At 37.9% G+C, this 23,994-nt stretch carries 17 protein-coding genes; 7 read left to right on the forward strand and 10 right to left on the reverse strand.

What is annotated here, in order from left to right; genetic code table 11:
- The first annotated feature begins 133 nt into the window (after positions 1–133).
- Complete coding sequence (locus CYTFE_RS0112505) at positions 134–601, forward strand: Dps family protein (protein ID WP_027472072.1); 468 nt, start codon at positions 134–136, stop codon at positions 599–601.
- A gap of 544 nt (positions 602–1,145) precedes the next feature.
- Positions 1,146–2,453 carry an IS701 family transposase gene (locus CYTFE_RS0112510; protein ID WP_027470370.1) on the forward strand — a complete coding sequence of 436 codons (1,308 nt, stop codon included), beginning with the start codon at positions 1,146–1,148 and terminating at the stop codon, positions 2,451–2,453.
- Between the two features lie 195 nt (positions 2,454–2,648).
- Here the strand turns inward: CYTFE_RS0112510 and CYTFE_RS0112515 are convergent, their stop codons facing one another.
- Positions 2,649–2,927 (reverse strand): Txe/YoeB family addiction module toxin, encoded by a 279-nt coding sequence (locus CYTFE_RS0112515; protein WP_027472073.1) that lies wholly within the window; start codon positions 2,925–2,927, stop codon positions 2,649–2,651.
- Entirely contained in the window at positions 2,924–3,175 is a 252-nt protein-coding gene (locus CYTFE_RS0112520; RefSeq protein WP_027472074.1) for a prevent-host-death protein, read from the reverse strand. Before CYTFE_RS0112520 ends, CYTFE_RS0112515 begins: the two co-directional genes overlap by 4 nt.
- Before the next feature lie 403 nt (positions 3,176–3,578).
- On the opposite strand from CYTFE_RS0112520, the gene CYTFE_RS31930 reads away from it, so the two are divergent.
- Entirely contained in the window at positions 3,579–3,749 is a 171-nt protein-coding gene (locus CYTFE_RS31930; RefSeq protein WP_200871486.1) for a type II toxin-antitoxin system RelE/ParE family toxin, read from the forward strand.
- Between the two features lie 723 nt (positions 3,750–4,472).
- Here CYTFE_RS31930 and CYTFE_RS0112540 read toward each other — a convergent pair.
- From CYTFE_RS0112540 to CYTFE_RS0112570, 8 genes are all read right to left on the reverse strand, one after another.
- Positions 4,473–4,823: a hypothetical protein gene (locus tag CYTFE_RS0112540; protein ID WP_027472076.1), complete on the reverse strand. Its 351-nt coding sequence runs from the start codon at positions 4,821–4,823 to the stop codon at positions 4,473–4,475.
- Positions 4,824–4,862: 39 nt separating this feature from the next.
- Positions 4,863–6,818, reverse strand: a complete 1,956-nt coding sequence (locus tag CYTFE_RS0112545; protein ID WP_027472077.1) for an IS1634 family transposase — start codon at positions 6,816–6,818, stop codon at positions 4,863–4,865.
- A 364-nt stretch (positions 6,819–7,182) separates the two neighbouring features.
- Positions 7,183–7,392, reverse strand: coding sequence for an RHS repeat-associated core domain-containing protein (locus CYTFE_RS31515; RefSeq protein ID WP_081735981.1), 210 nt, complete (start codon positions 7,390–7,392; stop codon positions 7,183–7,185).
- Between the two features lie 28 nt (positions 7,393–7,420).
- Positions 7,421–14,812, reverse strand: a complete 7,392-nt coding sequence (gene sov / locus CYTFE_RS0112550) for a T9SS outer membrane translocon Sov/SprA (protein ID WP_244880326.1) — start codon at positions 14,810–14,812, stop codon at positions 7,421–7,423.
- Positions 14,813–14,904: 92 nt separating this feature from the next.
- Entirely contained in the window at positions 14,905–15,486 is a 582-nt protein-coding gene (gene ruvA, locus CYTFE_RS0112555; RefSeq protein WP_027472079.1) for a Holliday junction branch migration protein RuvA, read from the reverse strand.
- A gap of 58 nt (positions 15,487–15,544) precedes the next feature.
- The gene (gene thiL / locus CYTFE_RS0112560; protein WP_027472080.1) at positions 15,545–16,591 is read right to left on the reverse strand and encodes a thiamine-phosphate kinase; all 1,047 of its coding nucleotides are present in this window, start codon (positions 16,589–16,591) and stop codon (positions 15,545–15,547) included.
- Positions 16,592–16,928: 337 nt separating this feature from the next.
- Entirely contained in the window at positions 16,929–17,237 is a 309-nt protein-coding gene (locus CYTFE_RS0112565; RefSeq protein ID WP_044214018.1) for a thiamine-binding protein, read from the reverse strand.
- A gap of 2 nt (positions 17,238–17,239) precedes the next feature.
- Positions 17,240–18,037 (reverse strand): hypothetical protein, encoded by a 798-nt coding sequence (locus CYTFE_RS0112570; protein ID WP_044262792.1) that lies wholly within the window; start codon positions 18,035–18,037, stop codon positions 17,240–17,242.
- 328 nt (positions 18,038–18,365) lie between these two features.
- Between CYTFE_RS0112570 and feoB the strand changes: the two genes are divergently transcribed.
- The 4 genes from feoB to CYTFE_RS0112595 all read left to right on the forward strand — a co-directional run bounded on the left by feoB (position 18,366) and on the right by CYTFE_RS0112595 (position 23,921).
- On the forward strand, positions 18,366–20,870 hold the full coding sequence (gene feoB / locus CYTFE_RS0112580) for a ferrous iron transport protein B (RefSeq protein WP_027472083.1): 2,505 nt from the start codon (positions 18,366–18,368) through the stop codon (positions 20,868–20,870).
- A 12-nt stretch (positions 20,871–20,882) separates the two neighbouring features.
- Positions 20,883–21,095, forward strand: a complete 213-nt coding sequence (locus CYTFE_RS0112585; protein ID WP_027472084.1) for a hypothetical protein — start codon at positions 20,883–20,885, stop codon at positions 21,093–21,095.
- Positions 21,096–21,141: 46 nt separating this feature from the next.
- The gene (locus CYTFE_RS0112590; RefSeq protein ID WP_152541850.1) at positions 21,142–21,633 is read left to right on the forward strand and encodes an HYC_CC_PP family protein; all 492 of its coding nucleotides are present in this window, start codon (positions 21,142–21,144) and stop codon (positions 21,631–21,633) included.
- Between the two features lie 74 nt (positions 21,634–21,707).
- A complete protein-coding gene (locus tag CYTFE_RS0112595; RefSeq protein WP_027472086.1) occupies positions 21,708–23,921 on the forward strand; it encodes a TonB-dependent receptor in 2,214 nt (737 codons plus the stop codon).
- Positions 23,922–23,994 lie beyond the last annotated feature (73 nt).

Genomic DNA, 23,994 nt, shown 5'->3' on the forward strand with positions numbered 1-23,994 from the left:
AATAAAATCAATACATATAGATAATAACTATGCAAATATATAAACAATCGATTTGATTGATGCCATTAATTACACCATCTTTGAAGTACAAAATAGAAACAAATAAATAACAATTATTAAGAAAATAACAATCATGAAAAATTTAATAGGATTAGACAAAGCAAAAGCTGAAAAATTAAATGAAAAATTAAATGAGCTATTGGCCAACTACCAGGTTTTTTACCAAAATTTAAGAGGATTTCACTGGAACATTAAAGGAAAAACTTTTTTTGAACTACATGCTAAATTCGAAGAGTATTATAATGACGCTGTGGTGAAAGTAGATGAAATAGCAGAACGTATTTTAACGCTAGAGGGAGAACCTTTACACACCTTCAGTGCCTATACTTCAACATCCAGTTTGAAAGAAGCCAAGGGCATTAGTGAGGGAACTAAAGCCGTTGAGATAGTGGTTCAGAATTTTTCTACTTTAGTAGCCCTGGAGCGTGAAATACTATCACTGGCAGGCGAAGCGGACGACGAAGGAACCGTTTCACTAATGAGCGATTATATTTCAGAAACAGAGAAAACACTCTGGATGCTTAATGCTTACTTGAAATAAAAGCTCACAAACACTCACAACATAAAACAAGCGCCACACTTTTTTCAATGTGCCGCTTGTTGTTTTTATGCTTATGCTGCTTATTGCACGGTTTGTAAAAACGAGCTAACAGCCAACTTTATTAATTCGTAGTGGTACGGTGTCAGGTCATAGTGGTATTCGCACAACGGGTCTTGCACATGCCACCTTCCCAAACTGGGGTCATAAAACCGAACCCCGTAATCGTAACTATTTAGGCCAGCTTTTCACTACTTTTTCAAGCTCTTACCACCTCCAAAACTGCATCTCAAAGAATGTCTAACGCCACCAAAAATAGCATCTTTTTTCTTTTAATTGAGGTTTTTAATTCTACTTTAACAGATTAAAATGATCACTGAAAAAACGATAATTTAGTATTGTTTTTCTTTCGTAATAAACAGTAAATTAGTATATTGCAATTGAAACAAAGAACAAAACTCAAGTTTGCAATGGGTAACGGGCGAAAAACTTAAAAAAATATACGAATAATGGTAAAACACTGCTAGCGGTCAACAACCGACTTGAAGTGTATTTATCTGAATTTCAGCACCATTTTAAAAATAGAACAAAATCCAACTTCGACAAAGCTACTCAATACGTCGAAGGTCTAGCTTTAAGCGATTTGAAAAACATCGAACGCATCACTGAGACATTAAACGCAGACTACCATAAGATGCAGCATTTTATCACCGAATCCAATTGGGATGCAAGAGCTGTCATCGACCAAATAGCAAATCAGGTAGACCAATCACTCCCAAACCAAAAATTAAAAGGATTACTCATAGACGAAAGCGGATGGGTGAAAAAAGGTGACAAAAGCATTGGTGTTGATCACCAGTATTGCGGGAACGTTGGGAAGACTGCAAACTCGCAGGTTGCAGTTTTTGGTTGCTTGTGCACGGACAAATATGCAGCGTTGGTCGACACGAGACTGTACCTTCCAAGGTCATGGTGTACTAACAACGCCAGGTGTGAAACTGCTGGCATCCCCAAAGAGGACAGGGTTTTCAAGACAAAACCGGAGCTGGCTACAGATATTGTGAAGCACCAACTGGAAATGGGTATCGAGTTCGATTACGTTGGGGGGGATGGACTTTATGGCAATGACCTTGCGTTTACCCGTTCGGTTGAGGATATGGGTTTGGTGTACATGCTTGACATTCATAGCGATCAAAAAATCCACCTTGAAAAACCAGAACTACATATTCCAGAGCGAAAGAGCAATCGTGGGCGCCCACCCAAAAGGCCGAAGGCAAGCACCCCATCGGTAAACGCTAACGAATATATAGAAACGCTTACAAACAAGGACTGGAAAAAGCTTGACATTCGTGATTCTGCCAAGGGAAAGCTGAAGGGATTGTTCCATTTTAAGACAGTTTACATTTGGGATAAGGTTCAGAACATTGTTGAGAAACGGTTGCTGGTCATTTCGAAAAGAAAGACAAAGCAGGGAGTAGAAATAAAATATTCGTTCACTAACGCAGAACTTGCTCAATACACGCATCAGGCGCTGGCATACATGCAGGCACAACGCTTTTTCATTGAGCATAGCTTCAAAGAGCAAAAACAGATAGTAGGCTTGGATCAGTTCCAAACCCGCAAATGGCTGTCATGGCATCACCAAGTAGCCCTCAACTTAATGGTGGGCAGCTTTATGCTGAAAGAAAAACTATTGAATCAAGACGAAGTCCCATTGTTGTCGGCAAGAGACATTATGGATTTTATGGTATACAAATTTTATCGTGAAATGACCGATGAACGGATGCTGGAAAAACTGCAGCAGCGACATGAAAAGCGACAGCGTGACATAGACCTCTGTTATTCAAAGCAATAAATCTGTTAAAGTAGAATTAATTGAAGATTATGTTTTCATATATTCAGTTAAAAGAAAAAACAATGTGCAGCTTGTGGGTCGGACAAAAACTGTGACAAAAAATAAAATAGAAGGGTTGGCGCAGGGGAAGGACAGAGGGATTCCGAGGCATTTCGGAAGGCTGGGTTTTATTTGCTGGGAAGTGGGTTGGATCCTTTATTTATCTCCGTAGTGTCCCCAGGTACTTAATACATGAACTGTAATTTTCTCTTCTTCAATCGAGTATACCAAACGGTGTTTACCATTGATTCTTCTGGAATATATTCCTGTTAGACTATGTTTTAACGGCTTAGGTTGACCAGTTCCTGTTAAGGGGTGCTCCATCAGTTCTTTAAGTAAGTTGTCCATTTTTCTCAAAACAGCCTTGTCGCCTACCTTTCTATGCTTTTTGATATCTGCCAATGCCGTTTCCGTAAACTCTAAAACATAACTCATAGTCCTAATAAATCGCTTATTCCCTCAGGTGTTGTAACTTGTTTTACTTTACCCTGTTTTACTTCTTCTATGCTTTGTTTTATTTTCTGCAGCATTTCTGCATTAAAATAAATATCATCCTCATTGACTGGCGTTAAAGCATAAGACTTATCTTTTCCTCTTTGAACTATAATTTGTTCTCCGCTGTCAGCTCTCTCAAAATACTTTTTTTGATTTTGCCTAAATTCTCTACTACTGATTATTAACATGACATTTTGTTTTGACGTGTACCAACATGGTACAAAGTTAGTAATTATTACGCATATTACATTCATAATGTTTAGGTTATTGAGTTTTCTTCAAACGATTTTCTCTTATAAGCTTTTGCAACCGTCTTATTTGCTCTGCTCTTTCTTTGCTAATCATTATTTCATGGGCATTACCATCCAGTGTTATGGTGGCTTTTACTGCTTTCTATTCCATATATTTTACCTTCTTTGAGTTTTAGGTGGTTTGGTTCAAGTTGTTTTACATACCCACCCCCGATTTTAAAAAGTTTTTCAAGAAGCTCTCTAAAAAACACCCATCCCTGAAAACCGACCTTCAGGAGCTTGTTAAATTATTAAAGGAAGAACCTGATTCAGGTATCCATTTAGGACAAGGCATACATAATTGGCTATAACCTCTAAAGGCAAAGGAAAATCTGGGGGTGCAAGGGTAATCACTTATTTGATTACTGAGGACAACGAAATTTACCTTACATACATTTACGATAAGAGCCAGCTCGAAAACATTACCAAAGAACAAATTATTGAACTGCTTAAAAAAGCAGGTTTATTATAAAAACAAAAGCCGCATTTATCTCTAAATGCAGCTTTGTTTTTTACAGGCCTGAGGCCTTATGTTATGCGACGTAGCCAGAGGCGTACGCCGAACTATTTTCATTATTTATTCGCTACGCTGAGCGGGGGCTTACAGTTGACCAGATTATCCATTTTGAAGGCAGTATGCCCAAAGAAGTTACGATAGAGGACAAAACAGCTACAGAAAAAGTGCGGTTAATAGAACAGCTCGAAGAGCCAGACAAACAAGCCCTTTACAGGATGATTGATTGCATGCTCACTAAAAACAAGTTCAAAGATTTCTTTCAGAAAAACGTTGCAGCATTATAACGAAAAAAGCCCGGCAATGCCGGGCTTTTTATATTATTTAAAATATGTAAGTCCTAAAGAAAACAAGGAAAATAAGCATATTCAAAATATTATCTCTCCAATAATACTTATTAAACTGCCTACTCTGTGTAGTTAAAACATGAGTGGTTTCTATTGCTAATAATAAGATAGAAAACAAATAAACAACTTTTAAAATTGGTTCTTGATAATGCCAATGCATTGTTAGTGCAAACAGATACGCTATCAAAACCTTTCTTGCTAGATTGTTTAGCAACCTGTACATATCAAAACCAATTCTCTTTTTTACTTTAAAATACAAAAGAGTATCTAAAACAATTAGCACAAATAGAAAAATGGTAACTATTGTTGCTGCTGGACTAAAATACATAATGTGTTAATTTAAATTCTTCGTATTATTTTCTCGCTTTTCAGCTTCTTTGGTAGATATATCAATCGTATTCTCTACGTAATTAATATTCACCGTCTTATAATAACTCTGACCATCTTCTTCGTAAACCGTATAATATGTTTCAGAAGCCAAGGTGGCCGTTGCAACCCTTTCTCCATCTTCATTTTCAGAATAAGTTACATTGTATTCTTTCTTGTGGGTAACTTCTGACTCAAACCCTTCTCCTAAGTTTTGAACTGTTCTTTCCGTATACTTACTACCTCCTTCTCCAACTTCACCATAAGTATATTTATCAGATTGAGCAGCAGCAATAAAACCCGCAGATTTCTCCATCATTGATTGGGTTCCCGCAAGTAAGTTTAACCCACATTGCAGCTAAATTGGCGGAGATTCTTGTTTTGTAGCCACTTGCGATTTTTTTATTTTCATTTTGTGTACTACAGATTTTTTTCGGGTAAAGGGAGCATATTTGTATTTCAGAGCATCATATAATTGTTTTACTTTTTCGTTAGGCTCAGAGCAACGTCTTATTGAAATAGTTTGATCCTCTACGTTTTGAGCAGTTGTTGTAACCGCCTTTTGTGTATTCATTATGCGGACGATTTCTTTCCATCCATGGTTTATCCCTTTACTTTTTAGTTGATACCTGATTGTATTCACTACCCAATATGCCAACAACCCAAGGTGCAGATGAGCCATTGTACTTGAATCGGTTTTGTGATAAATTGGGCGTAAATCAAGATCGGTTTTTAAAACTCGAAAAGAAGCTTCAATCTCCCGGATGGTATTGTAAAAACTCCATAAAACATCTTCATCATAGTTTTCAAGTGAAGTGCGCAGAAAATATATTCCACTACGAGCATTGATTTCAATGTTTTCTTTTACAGACCATTCTATTGACGAGGCAAGTGGATGCTTTTGTGTCTTCTTGCCCCTTGTACCTTTTTCTTCCGCAAGGGCATTGACTTCAATATTATAATATCTTTGTATCGATGGGTATTTCTGCTTTAACCGACCTATGCGTTCATGAACTTTATCCAAGCGTTTTACGCCTCCTTTTTTGCTCAGGCTTTCGTTAATTTTTCGAAGTCCTTCTTCGAACCTAGCTTGGAACTGCTCGTTCATCGAACGCTCCTTCAGCTTTTTTGCTTCGCTTTTTACTTTGAGGTAATAATCATTGTTTCTTTCTGATTTAACCCGGCACAATTCAATTTTACGTTTTTTATTATCGTAAACTGATACCGTTTTTGCATTTGCATCAATAGTGTATTTAGTAAGGTGTACACGGCTTACGCACAAATAATCATATCCTTTTGAGGCAATCATTTTCAGGTTGTCATCCGTGGCTATCCCCGCATCGATTACCACCAATGCTTTTTTTGATGATGTGGATGTTTTTACCCGAAGATTGTTGATCATGCCTTCAAGTGTTTTTGAATCGGCCATATTACCTTCAAGTATGGATGAATATTTTATAAACCCTTCTACATTTATCACCAAGGCAAGCACCACCAACTTTGCATCGCTCCGTTTCTCCTTGCTCCGGCCAAATTTCGCTATACTGCTGTGTTCTTTTCGTCCTTCAAAATAAGTATTGGTAAGATCGTACAATACGATTTTGTCCTTAATGTCGAATAGTTCGTTGGTTCTGACAGAAAGGTGGTTTTCCAAAGCTTCTTTTACTTCATATAATTTATTGGAAATCCGATACAGCTTATCTTTAGTAACTTTTCCTATGTCGGTTCCCGTAATTTCGCATACCGATGAGTTTTCTTTTATCCATTTACTTGTTTTAAGTTCGGATGCAGGATATACGGCTCGGCTAATAAGATGTGTTTTTGCCAGATTTATATCGTGGTCGCTCCATCCTTGTTTTTCAAGAAAGCCTCCAAACTGGAGTTGTTCCAATGCCTGGTGGCACATCCACTCTGAACCAATTTCGCGGACATCTTTATTTTTGATGCTATTGACATCAATATTTTGAATATCCTTGCCTTTGTTTGCCTGTTGTTTTTTGTTTGTTTTTGAAACAATGTCAATTTTTTTCTTAGCTACCAGAATATCGTAAAACTCATCAACATACTTATTTACGAGGCTATCGTCACTTTCTTGATAAGTGAACAAAGGGTTATTGCAGTTTTCGGCCTTTTCTGTGATAAGCTTTTGTATTATAACTAATTGATCTGCATTCAAATCATCTAAGTATCCGGCATTGACCATGGTGCGGTGGCATACCCTACCGTCTTCGTTGCGGTAGCTCTCAACCAATCGATAATAACCAGAGTAAACTCCAGTTTCTGGATTTTTGCGCATGGATACTTTGAAATACATGCCCCAAAGAAACTATCTAATTTATTCAAAATCAATACCCCCCTGTGTACTACAAATGGATTTTTGAAAAAGCTACAACTGATAACCAGCTACTTGCAAAATTAAACTGCCCTAAAACGACCGATTTTGCCTGAAAAAAAGCTGAAATTCGTTAAAAACGCTCAAAATGGGTTAATTTAATTCTCCTATTTAATAAACTTGATGGAATATCTTTATTCTTAGGAATTTTACCACCTGGCAAACTCCTATTTAACCTTGTTAGTAACATTGGAACACAAGAAAACATATGATATGAATCTGCTTTATCATATAGCGCTCTGTCATAAAGACGTTTATTTAAAGGACCTGTTTCCCCATAACTAGATTATAAAACGGCAGAATTCATTATTTTAACATCTAAAACAGTCCCTGCTTCTCTAGGGTCATTTCCATCAGGGTCAGTAAACTTAATCGGATTATTATAAGAATAAACATATGGAGATAATGGATAATACTTTTCTGCAGAGTTATCTTTCACGTGCCAACGTCCTAACGAAGCATCATAGAACCTCGCGCCATAATCATACCAATTTATGCAACTTTTTTACCAACTTTTCATCCTCCTACTGAGTTAAAGAAAACCTAAAGCTAACCCCAAAATTACTATTGGTTGTTGGGTATGAACTTGAAATATAAGGCGAAGTTACGGCCCTATCGTAAAACACCTGCATATTAAAACGATCACTTAGTACATAATCGGCAGTGAGCTTTAGTGTATTAATCTTTCTACCGGAAGTAAGCTGGTTAACGCCGTCATCGATTCCTCTAAAAATAGCTATATTATCTTTGATAGAAAAATCCAGACTCAAATCAAGATCACTGGAAATTTTTTTGGCTTTGGACTTACTGCCTAAAATCATATCCATCTTATCAAAACGATAGCCAATACCAATAACGATATCGTTATTATGATTTTCAATAATCTGATTATTGGTCAAACTTAAGTTGATGGTACGGGTGCGTTTATTTTCAAATTTGGTGGTCATATTATTTTTCCAGGTAATATTAAACCCCATTAAAGGACTAAACATTTCAGTAAGCGATACTGAACTAACCTGATACTGGGAAATAAAATTATCCTGAATATTTCTCACCCAACTAATTCCCCAGTCATCCTCCTCATAATCACTATTGGTAACATAAGAACCCACATTATAAGTAGAGCTATAAGCATGCGATATATCAAATGACTTAATATATTTTTTCAGGACTTTTATTTTTGACAATCCGTTATATGATAACCTCCAATTAGGATACATCTTTAATAAACTTGGAAATAAATCCGTAAACATATTATTGGCATCTTTTCCGCTGTATGCGGCTAAAAAAGCAGGAATTAGCACATCCTGAGAATTTAAATCATAACCATTTACTTCCGTGATATCTTCATCGTCCCAAGCAAGAGTATATATATTATTTTGTCCTGCATACTTAAAAGAACCGTCCTCAAATGTAGCGCCTTGCGTATCTGTAGCGCCTACTCTTGCACTCGCCAACCTATTTGCAATAATTTTCCTGTTTTCCAGGAATTTATTATAGGTCTTAGAATCGTAAGTTCCCGTCTTATCCACCTTTTCAAAGGCTGTATTAATAATATTAAAAGTCATGGAAAAACTACCACTCTCGCGGGTGTTAGAGGCATTTAATTGTCCTCCACTATCTGCTATATAATATTCATTCATATTATTAGAGTATCTACGATTTGCAGATAGATCTATCCTTAAACCGGAAATAGGTTCAATGGTGGACTTGATCGAGAAATCTTCCTGATGGGTCATCACATAGGCCTCGTTAATACTGTTAGTAGTAAGCCATCCTTTTTCAGCTGCCTCACGCGCGAAATTTCGATCCTGCCATCCTGCAATAAAGCCATAACCCGGTGCTTTAAATCCATTGAAAGATGAAGTACCTAAAAATTTAGATGATGGCAAATACCCAGGAAGTATAGTACCATTTGTTTCTGTATAATTTAGATTTACACTTTTTACACCAGTTGCCAATAAGGCTGTATAATCCACAACAGTTCCAAGAATAGTAGATTGATCCTCACGGGTACCAGTAACCATTAAGCGGGCATTTTCATAATCGGCATCAGGAATAAATTCAGTTTTATTTTTATCAATCATATTTGCTTTTCCACGTGCCGTTCTTCCATTAGCGTCGTACACCCTTAATCTGGTCTCTTCAGTCCTTAAGCGATGATTTACAATAAAAGGCACTCCCTTTTTCAGATCTACCCCCTCCTTATTGTATCTGACTGTTTTCTTAGTACTTCTACTTTGGTTTCTAGTACTTGCCCCATACTTTCTAGATAAATCCTTTAGATAACCAAAACGATTATAAAGTGCCTTTAAATTTAATTGCAATGACCCCTGCACATTATTGGAATTACTAATGGTATTCCCCCATTCAATAGATTCATCGGTTGTTTGCGGAGCAGTTTCCCAGCGATACATACCACTATAACGGATGGTTGAATTTGTCCAATTTAAAAATGGTATTTTATTAATGGGTAACTTATAACTTACATTAAAACTATGTTGATAATTGGTAACTCTTCCACCATTCATTATATTAGACATCACCGAGTCCTTCCAAACCTCATATTGATCTTTCAGGTCTTTATTTACCTCCAAAACACTCAAAGGCTCATCAATTCGGGCATTGGTTGTTGAACTAAAGTCAAATTTTAATGATTTGGTCAGGTTATACCTCAAATCAAAATATCTATTCCAATTAAAATCCTTGCTAACAGATAAAGGAATTTTAAATGATGGGTTATTTACATTTCGAAGCTGTTGCTGGGTATAATTTCTAATCAATTCAGTACGGTACGAAATCTGTGTAGGCATCAGATAAAAGTTAAAGTCTTTTATTAAACTAAATGCCTGTCCTCGTAAAACCTTACTCTTTTTAAAAGGCTCGTATATCTTTGGTCTATTATTAAAATTATACGCCAATACCCCCCGATAATCTTTATCTATTTTTTCTTCGGTATTAACATTTCGAGATGTCGTAATATTATAAGCATAAGTAGCCGATAAATTAGACACATCATAAATTTTGGATTTATTACCTTTGGGTTTGAGACGTACATTGGTAAAATTAACACTTTTTCGCGTCACCACCTCCTGCGACAGTTTTTTAATACTATCCCTTTCCGCATCGGTATCCACATTATCCAGCACATCATCTAATTTTACATCCGGATCCAAAGGATAGTATTCCGGTGTAGCCACCTCTCTAGAATAACCATAATAAAATGGTATTGACATGCGTGAATTAGCACCAGTAAACTTACCCAGCTCCAGGTTTGTTGCCACATCGTACTGGTAAAAATCCTCCTGACTACGCTCAGAAACGCTTTCATCAATACTTCCAAAACCTGTAGAATAGGTACTTCCTGCCAAAGATAGACTACCCAGGTCCGATAATTTAATATTCATCCTAGCGTTCGCCGCCCATCCTCCTTCTTCATTAAAATCTGTTAATCGCAATTCATTAAACCAGGTTTCAAAAGATACAGGCTTACCATCCACCATACTTCTAACACCAATCATTATTGTTTGTATATTGCTAAGGTTTGGATTACCTTTCACCTTCACCCAATTCCTACTATTCTCCTCATCTCTGGTCACATACACCTCATTCACACCATAAACCGATTGATTATTTCGTTTCAGCTTGGCATCAGTTAATGTACTAAGTGCAAAATCAAAACGGTTATTTTCTGGCCATATTTCATATTCATCGGTTGATCCGTGCGCTGTCATCTCTAAGGGCACTTCATACTCATAGTAATTGCTCTTACTATCGGAACCGATTCTTATAAAGGCCCTAACATTATTATCGCCAACACTACCTTCTTCCCCTTCAAGCTCTTCTGCATGTACTTCCATCTTCAAACGCCCATACTGAAGCATGTCCATATTCAGGGTTTTAAATACAGCCCTTCGATCGTTTTTGGTAATATTGGTGACCTTTAATGAAATGGACTGCTCATTTAATTCTCTCAACTGAGGATTTGCGGGATCAATGATTCGATCTATTCCTGGGGGCAAAACATAATTAACGGGTGTTCTACTAGCATTCTCTTCGATATTAACAGCTCCTGTTTCAAACTCTGCATCATTAGCAGACACCGTTTCACCATCCTCATTTAAATCATTGGTGTACTTGCGCCACTCACTCCTCACCAGATCCAAAGTAGCAAAGCGGAGAATGGTAGTATCCCTAAAGCCATGTAAGAACATTCTCATAAAACGTATGGATCGCAAATCTTCGATATCACCAACAGTGGTATCCGGTATGGAAACGGGGATTCTAAACTGATACCATTTAACAGTTTCTGTTTTACTATTGGGCAAATCCACTTCTGCTTCCCGCACATCGGCAATATAATTATTACCCACGGTCATATCATTTGGATCGAGATGGATTCTATATTGAAAATAATTTTCACTTTCATTCAATGTATTATCACGGTTGATATCCTCTTGATTGGGTGACGATATGGAAGCCGTTGAATAGGACTCCGGAGAATACTCTGAAGGCACAGAGTTCCCCTCAGGCCCATTAAAATTCTTATACCTATCCAAAATATCCACTTCCGCTTCATCAAAATCGCTACCTCTGTAATAGTGATAATCGTCAGCCGATGGGTCTTCCAATATTTTATTGTATGCCTCTTCGCTAATAGCACCCGAAGCTCTCAGATTCTCAATTTCATTGATGAAATTCTCATAAAAAACTTTTTCCTGTTCAGAGGTAAGTCCATCCAAACCTACATCTTGCTTTATCCTCGAATCGGCGTCATTACTAAAGGCATCAATCAAACTTTGTTTTGTAGGCACAAGTCCCCAAGCGGTTGTATCCACATCAAAAGCCTCATCAACACCTGGCATTCCCTGTTCAAAAAACTTTCTGGAATCCTTCAGTACGTCCTCTGAGACATTACCCAGGTTAAAAAATAAGTCACCCGCCTTTTCTGGATTTTGATCATAGACAAAAGGATCCATCATCCAAAACTCAATAAACTCAATATTAGCAGCTTCAAAATCACTGGTTTCCACTCTACGTTGAATACCGCCCCATCGTGATTCAGGCTCGGCCAGCTCACCATCTTCCTCCAAGTTGGTATCAAAATTATACGGTCCTCTCTCTGTTGGATAATAGGCTAAATTTAATATTGATAAATTTGTTGGTGTTCCATATGCAACATCCTGATCAGGAAACAACTCGTCAATGTAAACCTCACGGGAAAAGTGATTCGATTGAAGCTCCAGATCATTTCTAATATGGCTTGGGGTGTAGGAGTTGTCACGAGAAAAAAGAGGATCAATCATATACCATGCTAGCTTAGCGCGGTCGTACCCTGCACTTAAATCATTTATCAACCCTGCATCTGGGAACATATCCTGCCCTTGTGGCGTACTGGCTAAGCTCCAAGCAGTCCAATTGCGCATATCAATGGATATTTTCGTCCCCTCAAAGTCGTCAATATAGGATTCGCCTTCATCCTCAATAATATTGGGATGGCCAGGAATCAGTTGTGCAAACTCACCTTCAAAGGAGATACTGGATGGCTCCTTAACCTGTAATAATGGTAATGCATTCAAGGCATTGGTTAACCATTGCGACTCACTAAAGTAAGACGTATTAAATCCATATATTGTATTGGCAATGGGCTCATCACCAACACTCACTTTTTGCGTCAACGGTTGCTCTCGGAGGTGCATGATAGTACCCCCAATATTAAAATCTTCATTGAACTGATAGTTAAGATGAGTTCCCATCAGTGTTTTTGTTTGCAAATTGAACAAGCTTTGGCTCTCCAATGATACCTGAATGGGTGATCCACTGCTCAACAATCCCTGATTAATAATCTTAACCGTACCAAAGGAATAGTCCACCGTATAATCCACATTCTCCACCAACTTAATACCTCCTGAGGTTACAATAACTGAACCCTGGGGTATATTTTGCGCATTCAGAGATATTTCACTTCCGCTACTGGATTTATAAGACCCCATCAATCGGAACTTATTTTTCTCGGCTTCTTGAGAGGCCAAGGTTTGAGTAGAATCATAAAGTGCCTGATACACGTATTTTTCCTGCAACTCCGGATAACCATTTAGTAATTCTTTCAGGTGTGATCCAAATGGTTCCAACACTGGGAATATCACCCTTCCATTCTGAGGGTAAATAGTTTGATTTTCAATATAATCAAAGGTTCCATCAGCCACAGGATCATATACAGAATTTAATTTATCCAGATCCATGATATCCAAGAACAACTTTAGCTCATCACTGGAACCAAAAGGACCTTCTTCGGGGAAATAATTAATATATGCCCCTGTGGAATCGTCAACATACACAACATCAAACTGAAAATCCTCCTTGTCTACTTGATATGCACCAATCGCATAGATATTTTTCATCATCAAATCCCATGTTGGCTTTACCGATGGTGTCAAATTGGTACTCTTTAACATCTTTAGAAAAAGTGTTTGACTTGACTCCACACCATCTCCTGCAAACTCACCTACCTGGTACGTCTCACCATTATAATCAAACTCATAAGCCACAGCCAATACTTCATCCGAATTCAACGACATATTCAGTGAAATAAAACCTAGTTTGCTGTTGATCGTATATTCAGAAGAAGAAAGCAATCTTGCATTCTCTATTTTTTCATAATCTCTACCACTAACCAGATTAGCACCACTAAAGACCTGCGTTACTTGGTTTACATCTCTAACGGCACCATAGGTACTGGTTACTTTTTGATATAAACCGTTTGCATCATTATCCGGGGCTACAGAAACAGCAGCTCCCCATTCTGTTGTGTTATATAAATTATCACCAGTTTCACCAATATCCATAAAAGCAAGAATATTTCTTGCCTCGTCATAATCGCCAGCCCTATTGGTAATCCATACCTCCACCCTACTCACATTAATTTGTGAAACCATAGGGTAGTACTTTTGTGCGTCGTTATATAAGTCTCTAAAATAGTTAGACAGGAAAAAGTGCCTATTTTTATCATACTCGTTAATGGCCAGTTCAAACTCCTGTTGCTGAGCTCCCCCTTCAATATCCATCACCGATGTCTCACCTTTTTGTTGAGAAAAGACAGATGTGACATTTAATTTCCCGAACTGCAACTCCGCCTTTACCCCGAAGAGGCTCTGACTACCTGTAATAAGAGTACCAGGCAAGGGCATGGAGACATTTCCTGCCTCAATAGATTGAATAATATCATCTTCTTTGCCCTCATACTCTAGTTTCATCTCATTTTCAAATTCAAAGGTAGCCTCGGTATTATAATTGATTCCAAGCTTAAGCTTATCACCAATATTACCCTGGATATTCATTTGAATTTTTTCCTGAAAATCAAATGTAGTGGTATTTCTAAGATTTTCCTGTAATGTTGGGTTTTCTGTTTTATTATTTGAGATACCAATAGTTAACTCGGCTGCTCCCTGCGGTTTTATACTGATCAGGTCACTACCAAAAAGGTTATCTAATTCCCCTCCCAATACTGCATTCGGCTTAAAAATACTAAATTCACCATCTTCTTCAGTCTCTCTAGCCCTAGACTCCCAATACGACAGCATTGAACGACGTCTTTCCTTATCCAAATACTCCTCCAAAGTCATTGAATAAGGTAGCCTAACGTTCATATTACCCATCTTACGGTACAAATAAACCTTGCCCGTCTTGGGGTCATACTCAGTGGTATACTGCAAATTCTCAGCATCAGGAAGGACGATCCCTTTTTGCTGATCCGGATTCAGAAAGGGATTATTACTATCTTTCGCTATCGGCTCAAAACGCGTCGTTTTTTTTAGCGAATCAGGTTGTTGTACCATGGCCTTGTCACCTCCCCCTACCAAATAATTGGTATCAGTACCCGAAAAACTTGTGCCAACAATTAATATGAATGTTAACACGCTCGTCAAAATATATGGAAAAACTTTGTTCAAGTTTTTATGCATTGTACTGGTTACTATTGGTTTGAGCAGATATATTCTCTAGGCTATTCTTACAACATTTTTAGTGATTTTTTAATCACATCTTCCACTTTGCTATCAGGTTCTGCTGCTAATATTTTATCAATTACTTTTTGTGCGCCCCCCTTCATAAAACCTAACATCACTAAAGCAGATAACGCCTCTTCTTTTATTGTATTGTTCACATCTGCAAATATTTTTTGATCCACCGGATCTTTACCCAATTTATCTGTCAGATCCACAATAATTCGTTGGGCTGTTTTAGCACCAATTCCTTTAATTCCTTTCAGTAAATTCACATTTCCAGTAAGAATAGCCTCTTGTATTTCAGCCGGCGTACTGGACGACAGCATCATACGCGCCGTATTTGCTCCTATGCCACTAACTGAAATCAAATGAATAAAAATACTACGCTCCGAAGTATCATAAAAACCATACAAATTATGAACATCTTCTCGAATTTGTTCATACAGATAAAGCTGAATTTCCTTTTGATTCTGGAGCTTGGTATAAGTATTCACAGAAATATTAATAAAATACCCCAGTCCATTATTTTCTACCACACAGTGCGCCGGACTTGATTCTATGATGTGCCCCTTTATATATTCGTACATTTCGGTTATTGATTATCGTTTTACAGTGGTCTAAAAAATTCAAAGACCACAGGACTGATTAATGATGACTACCCATATTCCACCCTTGTGCTTGCAACGCTATTTCCTGATCGCTGTTTGATACCAGAATCTTACCTTTACTCTCTTCGGTGATATGTCCAATAGTATATATTTTCAAATCTGTTTCTTTGGAAAATTTTTCATAGTCGGCCATGGAAATTGTAAAAAGTAATTCATAGTCTTCTCCTCCGTTTAAGGCCGCAATGGTAGGATTCATATTGATCTCTTCAGCCATTAAAGAAGTCACATGATCAATGGGTATTTTATTTTCATAAATACGACACCCAGTATTAGATTGCTTACATATGTGCAATATCTCTGACGAAAGACCATCTGAGATATCAATCATTGCGGTGGGTTTAACCCCTATTTCTTTTAAAAACTCAATCAAATCCCTACGAGCTTCAGGCTTCAACTGACGCTCCAAAATATAATCATAGCCAGATAAGTCGGGTTGAACTTTCAAGTTTCCTTCGTGCACTCTTTTTTCTCTCTCAAGCACCTGCAACCCCATATAAGCACCTCCCAAGTCTCCTGTAACACAGATTAAATCGTTAGGTTTTGCTCCACTGCGATATACAATATCTTCACTACCCGCTTCCCCAATAGCTGTTACACTAATCGTTAAACCAGTTAATGAAGTAGTAGTATCCCCACCTATTAAATCAACATGATGCTTATCGCAGGCCAACTGAATACCCTCATATAACTGCTCTACAAAAGGAAGCGTTACTTTGGAACTCAGCCCCAATGAAACCGTTATTTGTTTAGGAATCGCGTTCATGGCATATACATCACTCAAATTAACCATAACAGCCTTATAACCAAGGTGTTTTAAGGGTGTATATACCAAATCGAAGTGTATTCCTTGCAGTAAGAGATCAGTGGTAACCACAGTCTGTTTTCCCTTATAATCAAGCACAGCCGCATCATCACCTATACCTTTCAAGGTGCTTTCATTTTTTATTTCAATTTGACTGGTTAGATGGTCTATCAAACCGAATTCGCCCAAACTTTCCAGGCTCACATCTTTATTATCGCTCATATGCTAATATCTATTTTAACGAACAATTTATTCACATACAGAAAAATAGGGTACAATCGTGCAAAAAAATTGAACACAAATACGATTTACCCTACAAAATAATTAAATCGTTCTTACTAAGCTTGCAAAATTAGCAAAAAAAATGTGCGACAAAGAATTTTGTTAACAGGTATTATAGGGAGGGTTACAAAAAAAAGTCATTTTTACGAACTAGACATAACCATTACTAGTCATCCCATCCATAAACGTTTTGTTACCTCATAGTTTCAGAAGCACAAATATTAAGTGGAGACCGATTGGCTGCTCCACATAAAGTATTCATCATCGAAAACAAATACTATTCCGAATACTTGGCAATCTTATCATCGATGGTCACATCCACATGAGCCACAGACTGGATCTTCACGTAACACATAAGTTTTTCAGCACCAGAATCATAACAAACATCCTGCACCTCTTTAACCACCTTCATCAAATCATCATATTGCCCCTCCATCACCGTTTCAAAAGGTGTAACCACATACTTCACACCTGACTTTTCAATGGCCTCAATAGCGCGATCTACCAAATCGTACGATTCCTTACTCTTAGAAACAGGTAAGACCTGAACAGCTACATTTACTTTGTTTTTATTTAAAAAATCCATTTCTACAATATATCTTTAAGTTCGTTATTATCTCCACCTACCATATCCTCTTTATTATTTTTCGACTTGGATAAGGCCACCATATTTCTTATTTCATCTAATTCAAGGTTTTTAACATTGGTAACGATGAACGAATCCATTAAAAAATTCCCCAATTCGTTACACTCTTTCACTACCATAGACAAGGTATTCTTTATATTTTTTTCGATGGGTAACAAAGCGGTGATCATCAATAAATCAGAATGCGTTTCAACATCTTCAACAACCCCATCGTCTTTCGTAAAAGCAAAGTCGAGTTCTTTTTTCACCAGTTCCACTTGCCAGTCCTTCAATACAACCCCTTCATTGGCAACCAACACAATAAAATAACGCAATTTACTGCCCTTTCCACCCAATCCGGTTGATATAAAAATAGGAGCTTCACCAAGCAACGATGTTTCCAAAACCATTTTTGATTCTTGGTAAGCAAGCTTCGACCACTGAACCAGCTCCTCATCAGGATTTTTCTTATAAGCCTCTATAATCCTGAAAGCTTCTGGATTATCTATTTTAGCCAAAGATGAAAGAAGTTCTTTTTTTCGTTCTATACTCACATCCTTATCCAGCAAATCATCCTTATCAACCAATACAGCTTCTTTATCTAAATCCTTATACAATCTTTTAGATATTCTAAAATATTCCATCTGCAACTCCACATCTACTTTCTCCTCCAGAACCGAAATATTATTTTTACCATTTTTTAACAATTCTTGAATTTTGTTATAAACCTGATTGAATTCTATATCCTGTCCCATCATCATAAAATTAGAAAAACCTATTTACCACTGCAACGCTTTGTTACTTCGATATATCTTACTTCGTCCACGCCATTCATCATGGGTAGCACCATCAGGCCACAAAAATAGTAAACGAATCGGAATTCTCTTAGTAAATATTAACACCTATTTATAAAAATCCCTAATTATAGGGATTGGCCATGCTATATATTACATATACATTTGCTAACTACAAATCCGGACAAGAAAAGCAGGCGTATAGCAAGTATTCCACAACTACTATTTGCATGAAGGATAGCTTATCCAAACCGGAACACAACACCAAGTGGATGAAGACGGAGTTAAACATTGCATGAATTTATCAGAACTACATACTAACCAGGAAGCCATAATTGTAAAGGTTAAAGGCTTTGGTGCTTTTAGAAAACGCATTACTGAAATGGGTTTTGTGAAAGGGAAAAAAGTTAAAGTGGTAAAAAACGCCCCTTTAAAAGATCCCATTGAATATGAAATAATGGATTACAAGGTCTCCTTGCGCCGAAGCGAGGCAGCTCTAGTTGAAGTAATCTCAAAAGAAGAAGCCAAGAAACTCACCTCCTCTCCTTTTACTGGCACCATAAGTGACGAGGTATTACGCGAGTCGGCTATTGACCGCACAAAAACAATTAATATTGCGTTGGTAGGTAACCCTAACTGTGGCAAAACCACTTTATTTAATTATGTAAGTGGAGCCAAAGAACATGTGGGCAATTACAGCGGGGTGACCATCGACTTAAAAGAAGGCAAATTCGAGCACAATGGGTATTCCATTCATATCGTAGACCTGCCTGGCACCTATTCCCTTTCTGCCTATTCGCCAGAGGAACTATTTGTACGAAAACACATCATCGAGGAAACTCCGGATATCATCATCAATGTGATTGACGCATCGAATCTTGAGCGAAACCTACTACTAACTACCCAGCTAATTGACATGGATGTAAAAGTGGTAGCATCCTTAAACATGTACGATGAGCTTAAAAAGAAAGGAGACACATTTAAACACGACGAATTAGGAAAGATGTTGGGTATACCTTTTGTACCTACAGTCAGCTCAAAACGTAAAGGAATAGATAAACTATTTGACAAAGCCATCGAAGTATATGAAGACTCCAGTATCAAACATCGAAGGGTGTCTATTCATTACGGCACAACCTTGGAGAAAGCCCTGCATAAACTTCAGGAAGAGGTGTTTCCTCACTATGACTTACCTAAAAACATTTCTCCGAGATACATCGCGCTAAAAATGCTGGAACAGGATAAAGACTTTTGTTCAAACCTGTTAAACAACGGCCAATACGAAGAACTCAAAAACAGAAACAAGGGAATTATTAAAAGAGTGGAAAACGAACTGGGCGATGACTGCGAAACCTTGATTACAGACGCCAAATATGGTTTTATTGCCGGAGCGCTTAAGCAAACCTACAAAGAAGCACCCGTCACTAGAATTCGAAAATCGGAAATCGTTGACACATTTATCACCCATAAACTATTTGGCTTCCCCATCTTTTTCTTTTTTATGTGGCTCATGTTCCAAAGTACATTTTCTCTGGGACAGTACCCCATGGATTGGATTGAGCAGGGAGTTGGTGCACTCATGAGTATGTTAGATAAAGCAATGACTGCAGGTCCATTTAAAGACCTCCTTATTGATGGCATCATCAATGGCATGGGCGGTGTGATTGTTTTTTTACCCAACATACTTATTCTATTCTTCTTTATATCCTTCATGGAAGACACTGGCTACATGGCTCGTGCAGCATTTATCATGGACAAGCTCATGCACAAAATGGGATTACATGGAAAATCGTTCATCCCTTTAATCATGGGTTTTGGTTGCAATGTTCCGGCTATTATGGCTACCCGAACCATTGAAGATAAGAACAACAGACTCATTACCATGCTAGTAAACCCATTTATGTCATGCAGTGCACGCCTTCCTGTATACATATTATTTATTGGCGCATTCTTTCCTGAGCACTCAGGAACAATTTTATTTGGTATTTACGGATTAGGTATTCTACTGGCCATTATTGTAGCCAAGCTATTTCGAAAATTTTTATTTCGCGAAAAAGATGTTCCTTTTGTTATGGAACTACCTCCTTACCGAATGCCCACACTACGTTCTACCATGCGCCACATGTGGAACAAAGGAGCTCAGTATTTAAAAAAGGTTGGCGGTATCATAATGATGGCGTCCATTATAATTTGGTTTTTAAATAACTTCCCACGAAATGCGGAATACACGCAAAACTATGATCAAAAAATAAATGAGCTACAACAAAAAATAGATCATTTACCATCCCATACAGAACTTAACCCAACTCAATTGCGTTTACAAAATGAGATGAGGGCTAACATGAACAACCTGCAAACCATGAAGCAACTAGAAAAGCAAAAAGCTTCATATATCGGCAGAATAGGTCAATTTATTGAACCCTCTATCCGACCTCTGGGTTTTGACTGGAAAATGGGAGTTAGTATATTAAGTGGAGTAGCAGCCAAAGAAGTAGTTGTTAGTACCATGGCAGTCATTTACCACTCCGGAATTAATGATTCAGAAGGAGAAGAATTAGGCTTAATAAAAAACCTTCAAGATGCCACTGATGACCAAGGAAATCCATCTTTTACACCATTGGTCATATTTAGCTTTTTAATATTTATCCTGGTGTACTTTCCGTGCATTGGGGTAATAGCAACCATTAGTCGAGAATCTGGATCGTGGAAATGGGCTGTATTTACCATTTTTTACACCACAGGTCTGGCCTGGCTCTTATCTTTTATTGTATACCAGGGTGGAAGTTTATTGTTTTATTAAACAGATAAAATTATGATACAGGAAATATTAATGTGGGCAAGTATTGTTGGAGCCTTTGCATACACTGCTTATTCGCTGGGAAAATCTATTTGGTACGCCTTTCAGGACAAGCCTACTGGGTGTGCAGGAGGAGGATGTCCGGGATGTAGTGCTAAAACTGATTTACTCAAACAAGTACGACAAAACAAGTTTAAGCCAGTACATTTAACACGACACAACCATTAACAAGCTGTTAACACAAAAAACAAAGAAAAAACATTTACTTTGAACCATGATTTTAAAAGAGATCAATAAACGCATCATCGCTTTGATTACACTGTGCTTCTTTTTATTGAGTACCAGTGGAATGATTCTCTTTTATCACTATTGTTTGCATAGTCACCAAATGGTATTCTCCGTGTATATAGATGCTACTCAGGAGCTATGCCAAGAAAACGCGCTTACCTTCCACGATCACACTCTTTCTGAAGAATGCTGTAATCATCACTCCGAAAATGCCAAAGATGATTGTTGCGAAAACCACAAGAGTGACCAGGAGATGGTCAAACTGAAGGACGAATATAATTTCTCGGACAGACAATCAACACCGCGTCCAACAACACTGTTACTCATCAATACAGATGAGCCCACATTGCTGGAGGCGATTCCTGCTTCCATCACAAATAAAGGTCTTTTTAAAAAACTCCCCCCGGGAACGCCACTTTTTATTCTTAAAGGAAAAGAGTTGGTCACCCTTCACCAAGCTTTAAAAGTAGCTTGCTAGCATTTTAATGACAATTAATCAATAGGTCCATATGGACTTTATCGTAATGAACAATTATCAAAAATGCTGGAATAATGAAATTTCTATATCTCATAGTCTTTTCACTACTGACATCCCTATCTACACAAGCTGAAGATGTTATAGGAAAAGTACTGGAAAAGAAAAATAACAAATCAGTTCCTTTGGTGGGCGTAAATGTATATTGGGCAAGAACAACCATTGGAACCATTACCGATACAAACGGACAATTCACAATCAATAAGATCAACGACAGCCATCAACAATTGGTTTTTAGCTATGTTGGATATCAAAACGACACCATTACCATCAGTGATTCCAATTCGCTGACAGTATTTCTTAAGCCCGGTGCAGCATTGGGAGAGGTAACTGTTAGGCATCGTCGGGCCAACTCATCTATTTCAAAGCTCAGTCCCTTATACGTACAAAATGTCACGCAAAAGGAGTTAGAAAGGTGTGCCTGTTGCAACCTATCAGAAAGTTTTGAAACCAACGCATCCGTTGATGTGGCCTATGCCGATGCGGTTTCTGGTGTTAAGCAAATTCAACTACTGGGTCTTTCCGGAAGATATTCACAGTTGGCCATGGGAAATATTCCAATTCTTCGCGGCGCTGAATCTGCCTTTGGCATGGAATACATTCCCGGCACATGGATGGATGGCCTACAGGTCTCCAAAGGGTCAGCAGCCGTAAAAAACGGATACGAGTCAATAACCGGACAGATAAATATTCAGTTAAAAGAACCTTCGGGCATTGAGAAACTTCACTTTTACACCTATGGAAATCAAGATGGTAAAGTTGAAACTACTTTTGGCTATGCCATTGATTTAAATGATAAGTGGAGTACTTCCCTCATGGTTCAGGGCAGTGGTAACTTTAGAGAGATGGACCTGAATAATGATGGTTTTCTGGACAAACCCTTGTCAAAAATGGGTACTTTCCTCCATCAATGGAACTATAACTCCGATGCAATTTCCTCAAAATTTGGCATTTCATATATCAAAGAAAGCAGAGAAGGGGGACAAAAGGGATATGACCATGACAAAAACCAGTCAGCCCAATCACTATACGGGATCGGAATTGATGTGGAAAGGTTCAATGCATACGCAAAAAACGGGTATATTTTTCAACGAGAAGGAACAAGCTTAGGAACCATTCTATCATACAATTACTTTGACAGAACCTCATTTTATGGAAACAATACCTTTGATGTAACCCAACAAAATATTTATGCCAATATTATATTTCAATCTTACTTGGGCGACACCAGACACACATACAACGCAGGAGTTAGCCTGGTTTACGATGACAACGATGCTATTTTTAATGGTAGCAAAAACAATGTGGGATATCAGGAAACAACACCCGGGATCTTTGCTGAGTATAATTTTATACCCAACGAGCAATTCACCTTTATGGCCGGACTCAGGTATGACAATAGTAGTATCCATGATGGTTTTTTCACGCCTCGTTTGCACGCAAAATACAATATATCTGAACTCACTACCATAAGAGTCAGTGTAGGCAAGGGATACAGAACAGCAGATGCACTGAGTGAAAACTCTCATTTTTTAGCCAGTTCCAAATCCTTTATATTCGATGAAACCATAGAGCAAGAAGAAGCATGGAACTATGGGATCAGTGTGGCAAAGGAAATACTAATATCCAAACGGAAACTAAACCTTAGTATGGAATTTTTCCGTACCGACTTTAAAAATCAGTTGGTAGTTGACCTGGATCAAAACAACAACGAAGTTCACTTTTATAATTTAGACGGGGCATCCTATTCTAACATATTTCAGGTAGAAGCAGCCTACGAACTATTTTCTCGTTTTGATCTAACAGCAGCCTATCGCCATAACGACGTACAAAGTACCTTTCACGGCAACAAGCAAGACGTACCATTTGTTAACAAATACAAGGGCCTCTTAAGCGGATCATACAGAACCAATATGGACAAATGGCAATTTGACCTGACAGCCCAATTCAATGGAGATCAACGACTACCAACCACAACAGACAACACTGAGGCCAATAGGCGCCCCAGCCGTTCCGAAAACTATATGGTATTAATGGCACAAGTCACTAAAAACTATCGTAACTGGAGTTTCTATGTGGGTGGAGAAAACATAGGTGACTACACCCAGAAAGATGCAATTATAGCACCAGAAAGCCCCTTTAATAGCGAATTTGACGCCAGTAGAATATGGGGGCCACTTTATGGGGGAATGGTGTATGTAGGCATCAAATACAACTTAAAAAAAGAATAAGGCCACACATAAACACTCCTTACAACGATAAGATTCTATTAAACAGTTATCTATAACTACCTTAAAAAATCAT

The sequence above is a fragment of the Saccharicrinis fermentans DSM 9555 = JCM 21142 genome (assembly GCF_000517085.1).
Taxonomy (GTDB): Bacteria; Bacteroidota; Bacteroidia; order Bacteroidales; family Marinilabiliaceae; genus Saccharicrinis; species Saccharicrinis fermentans.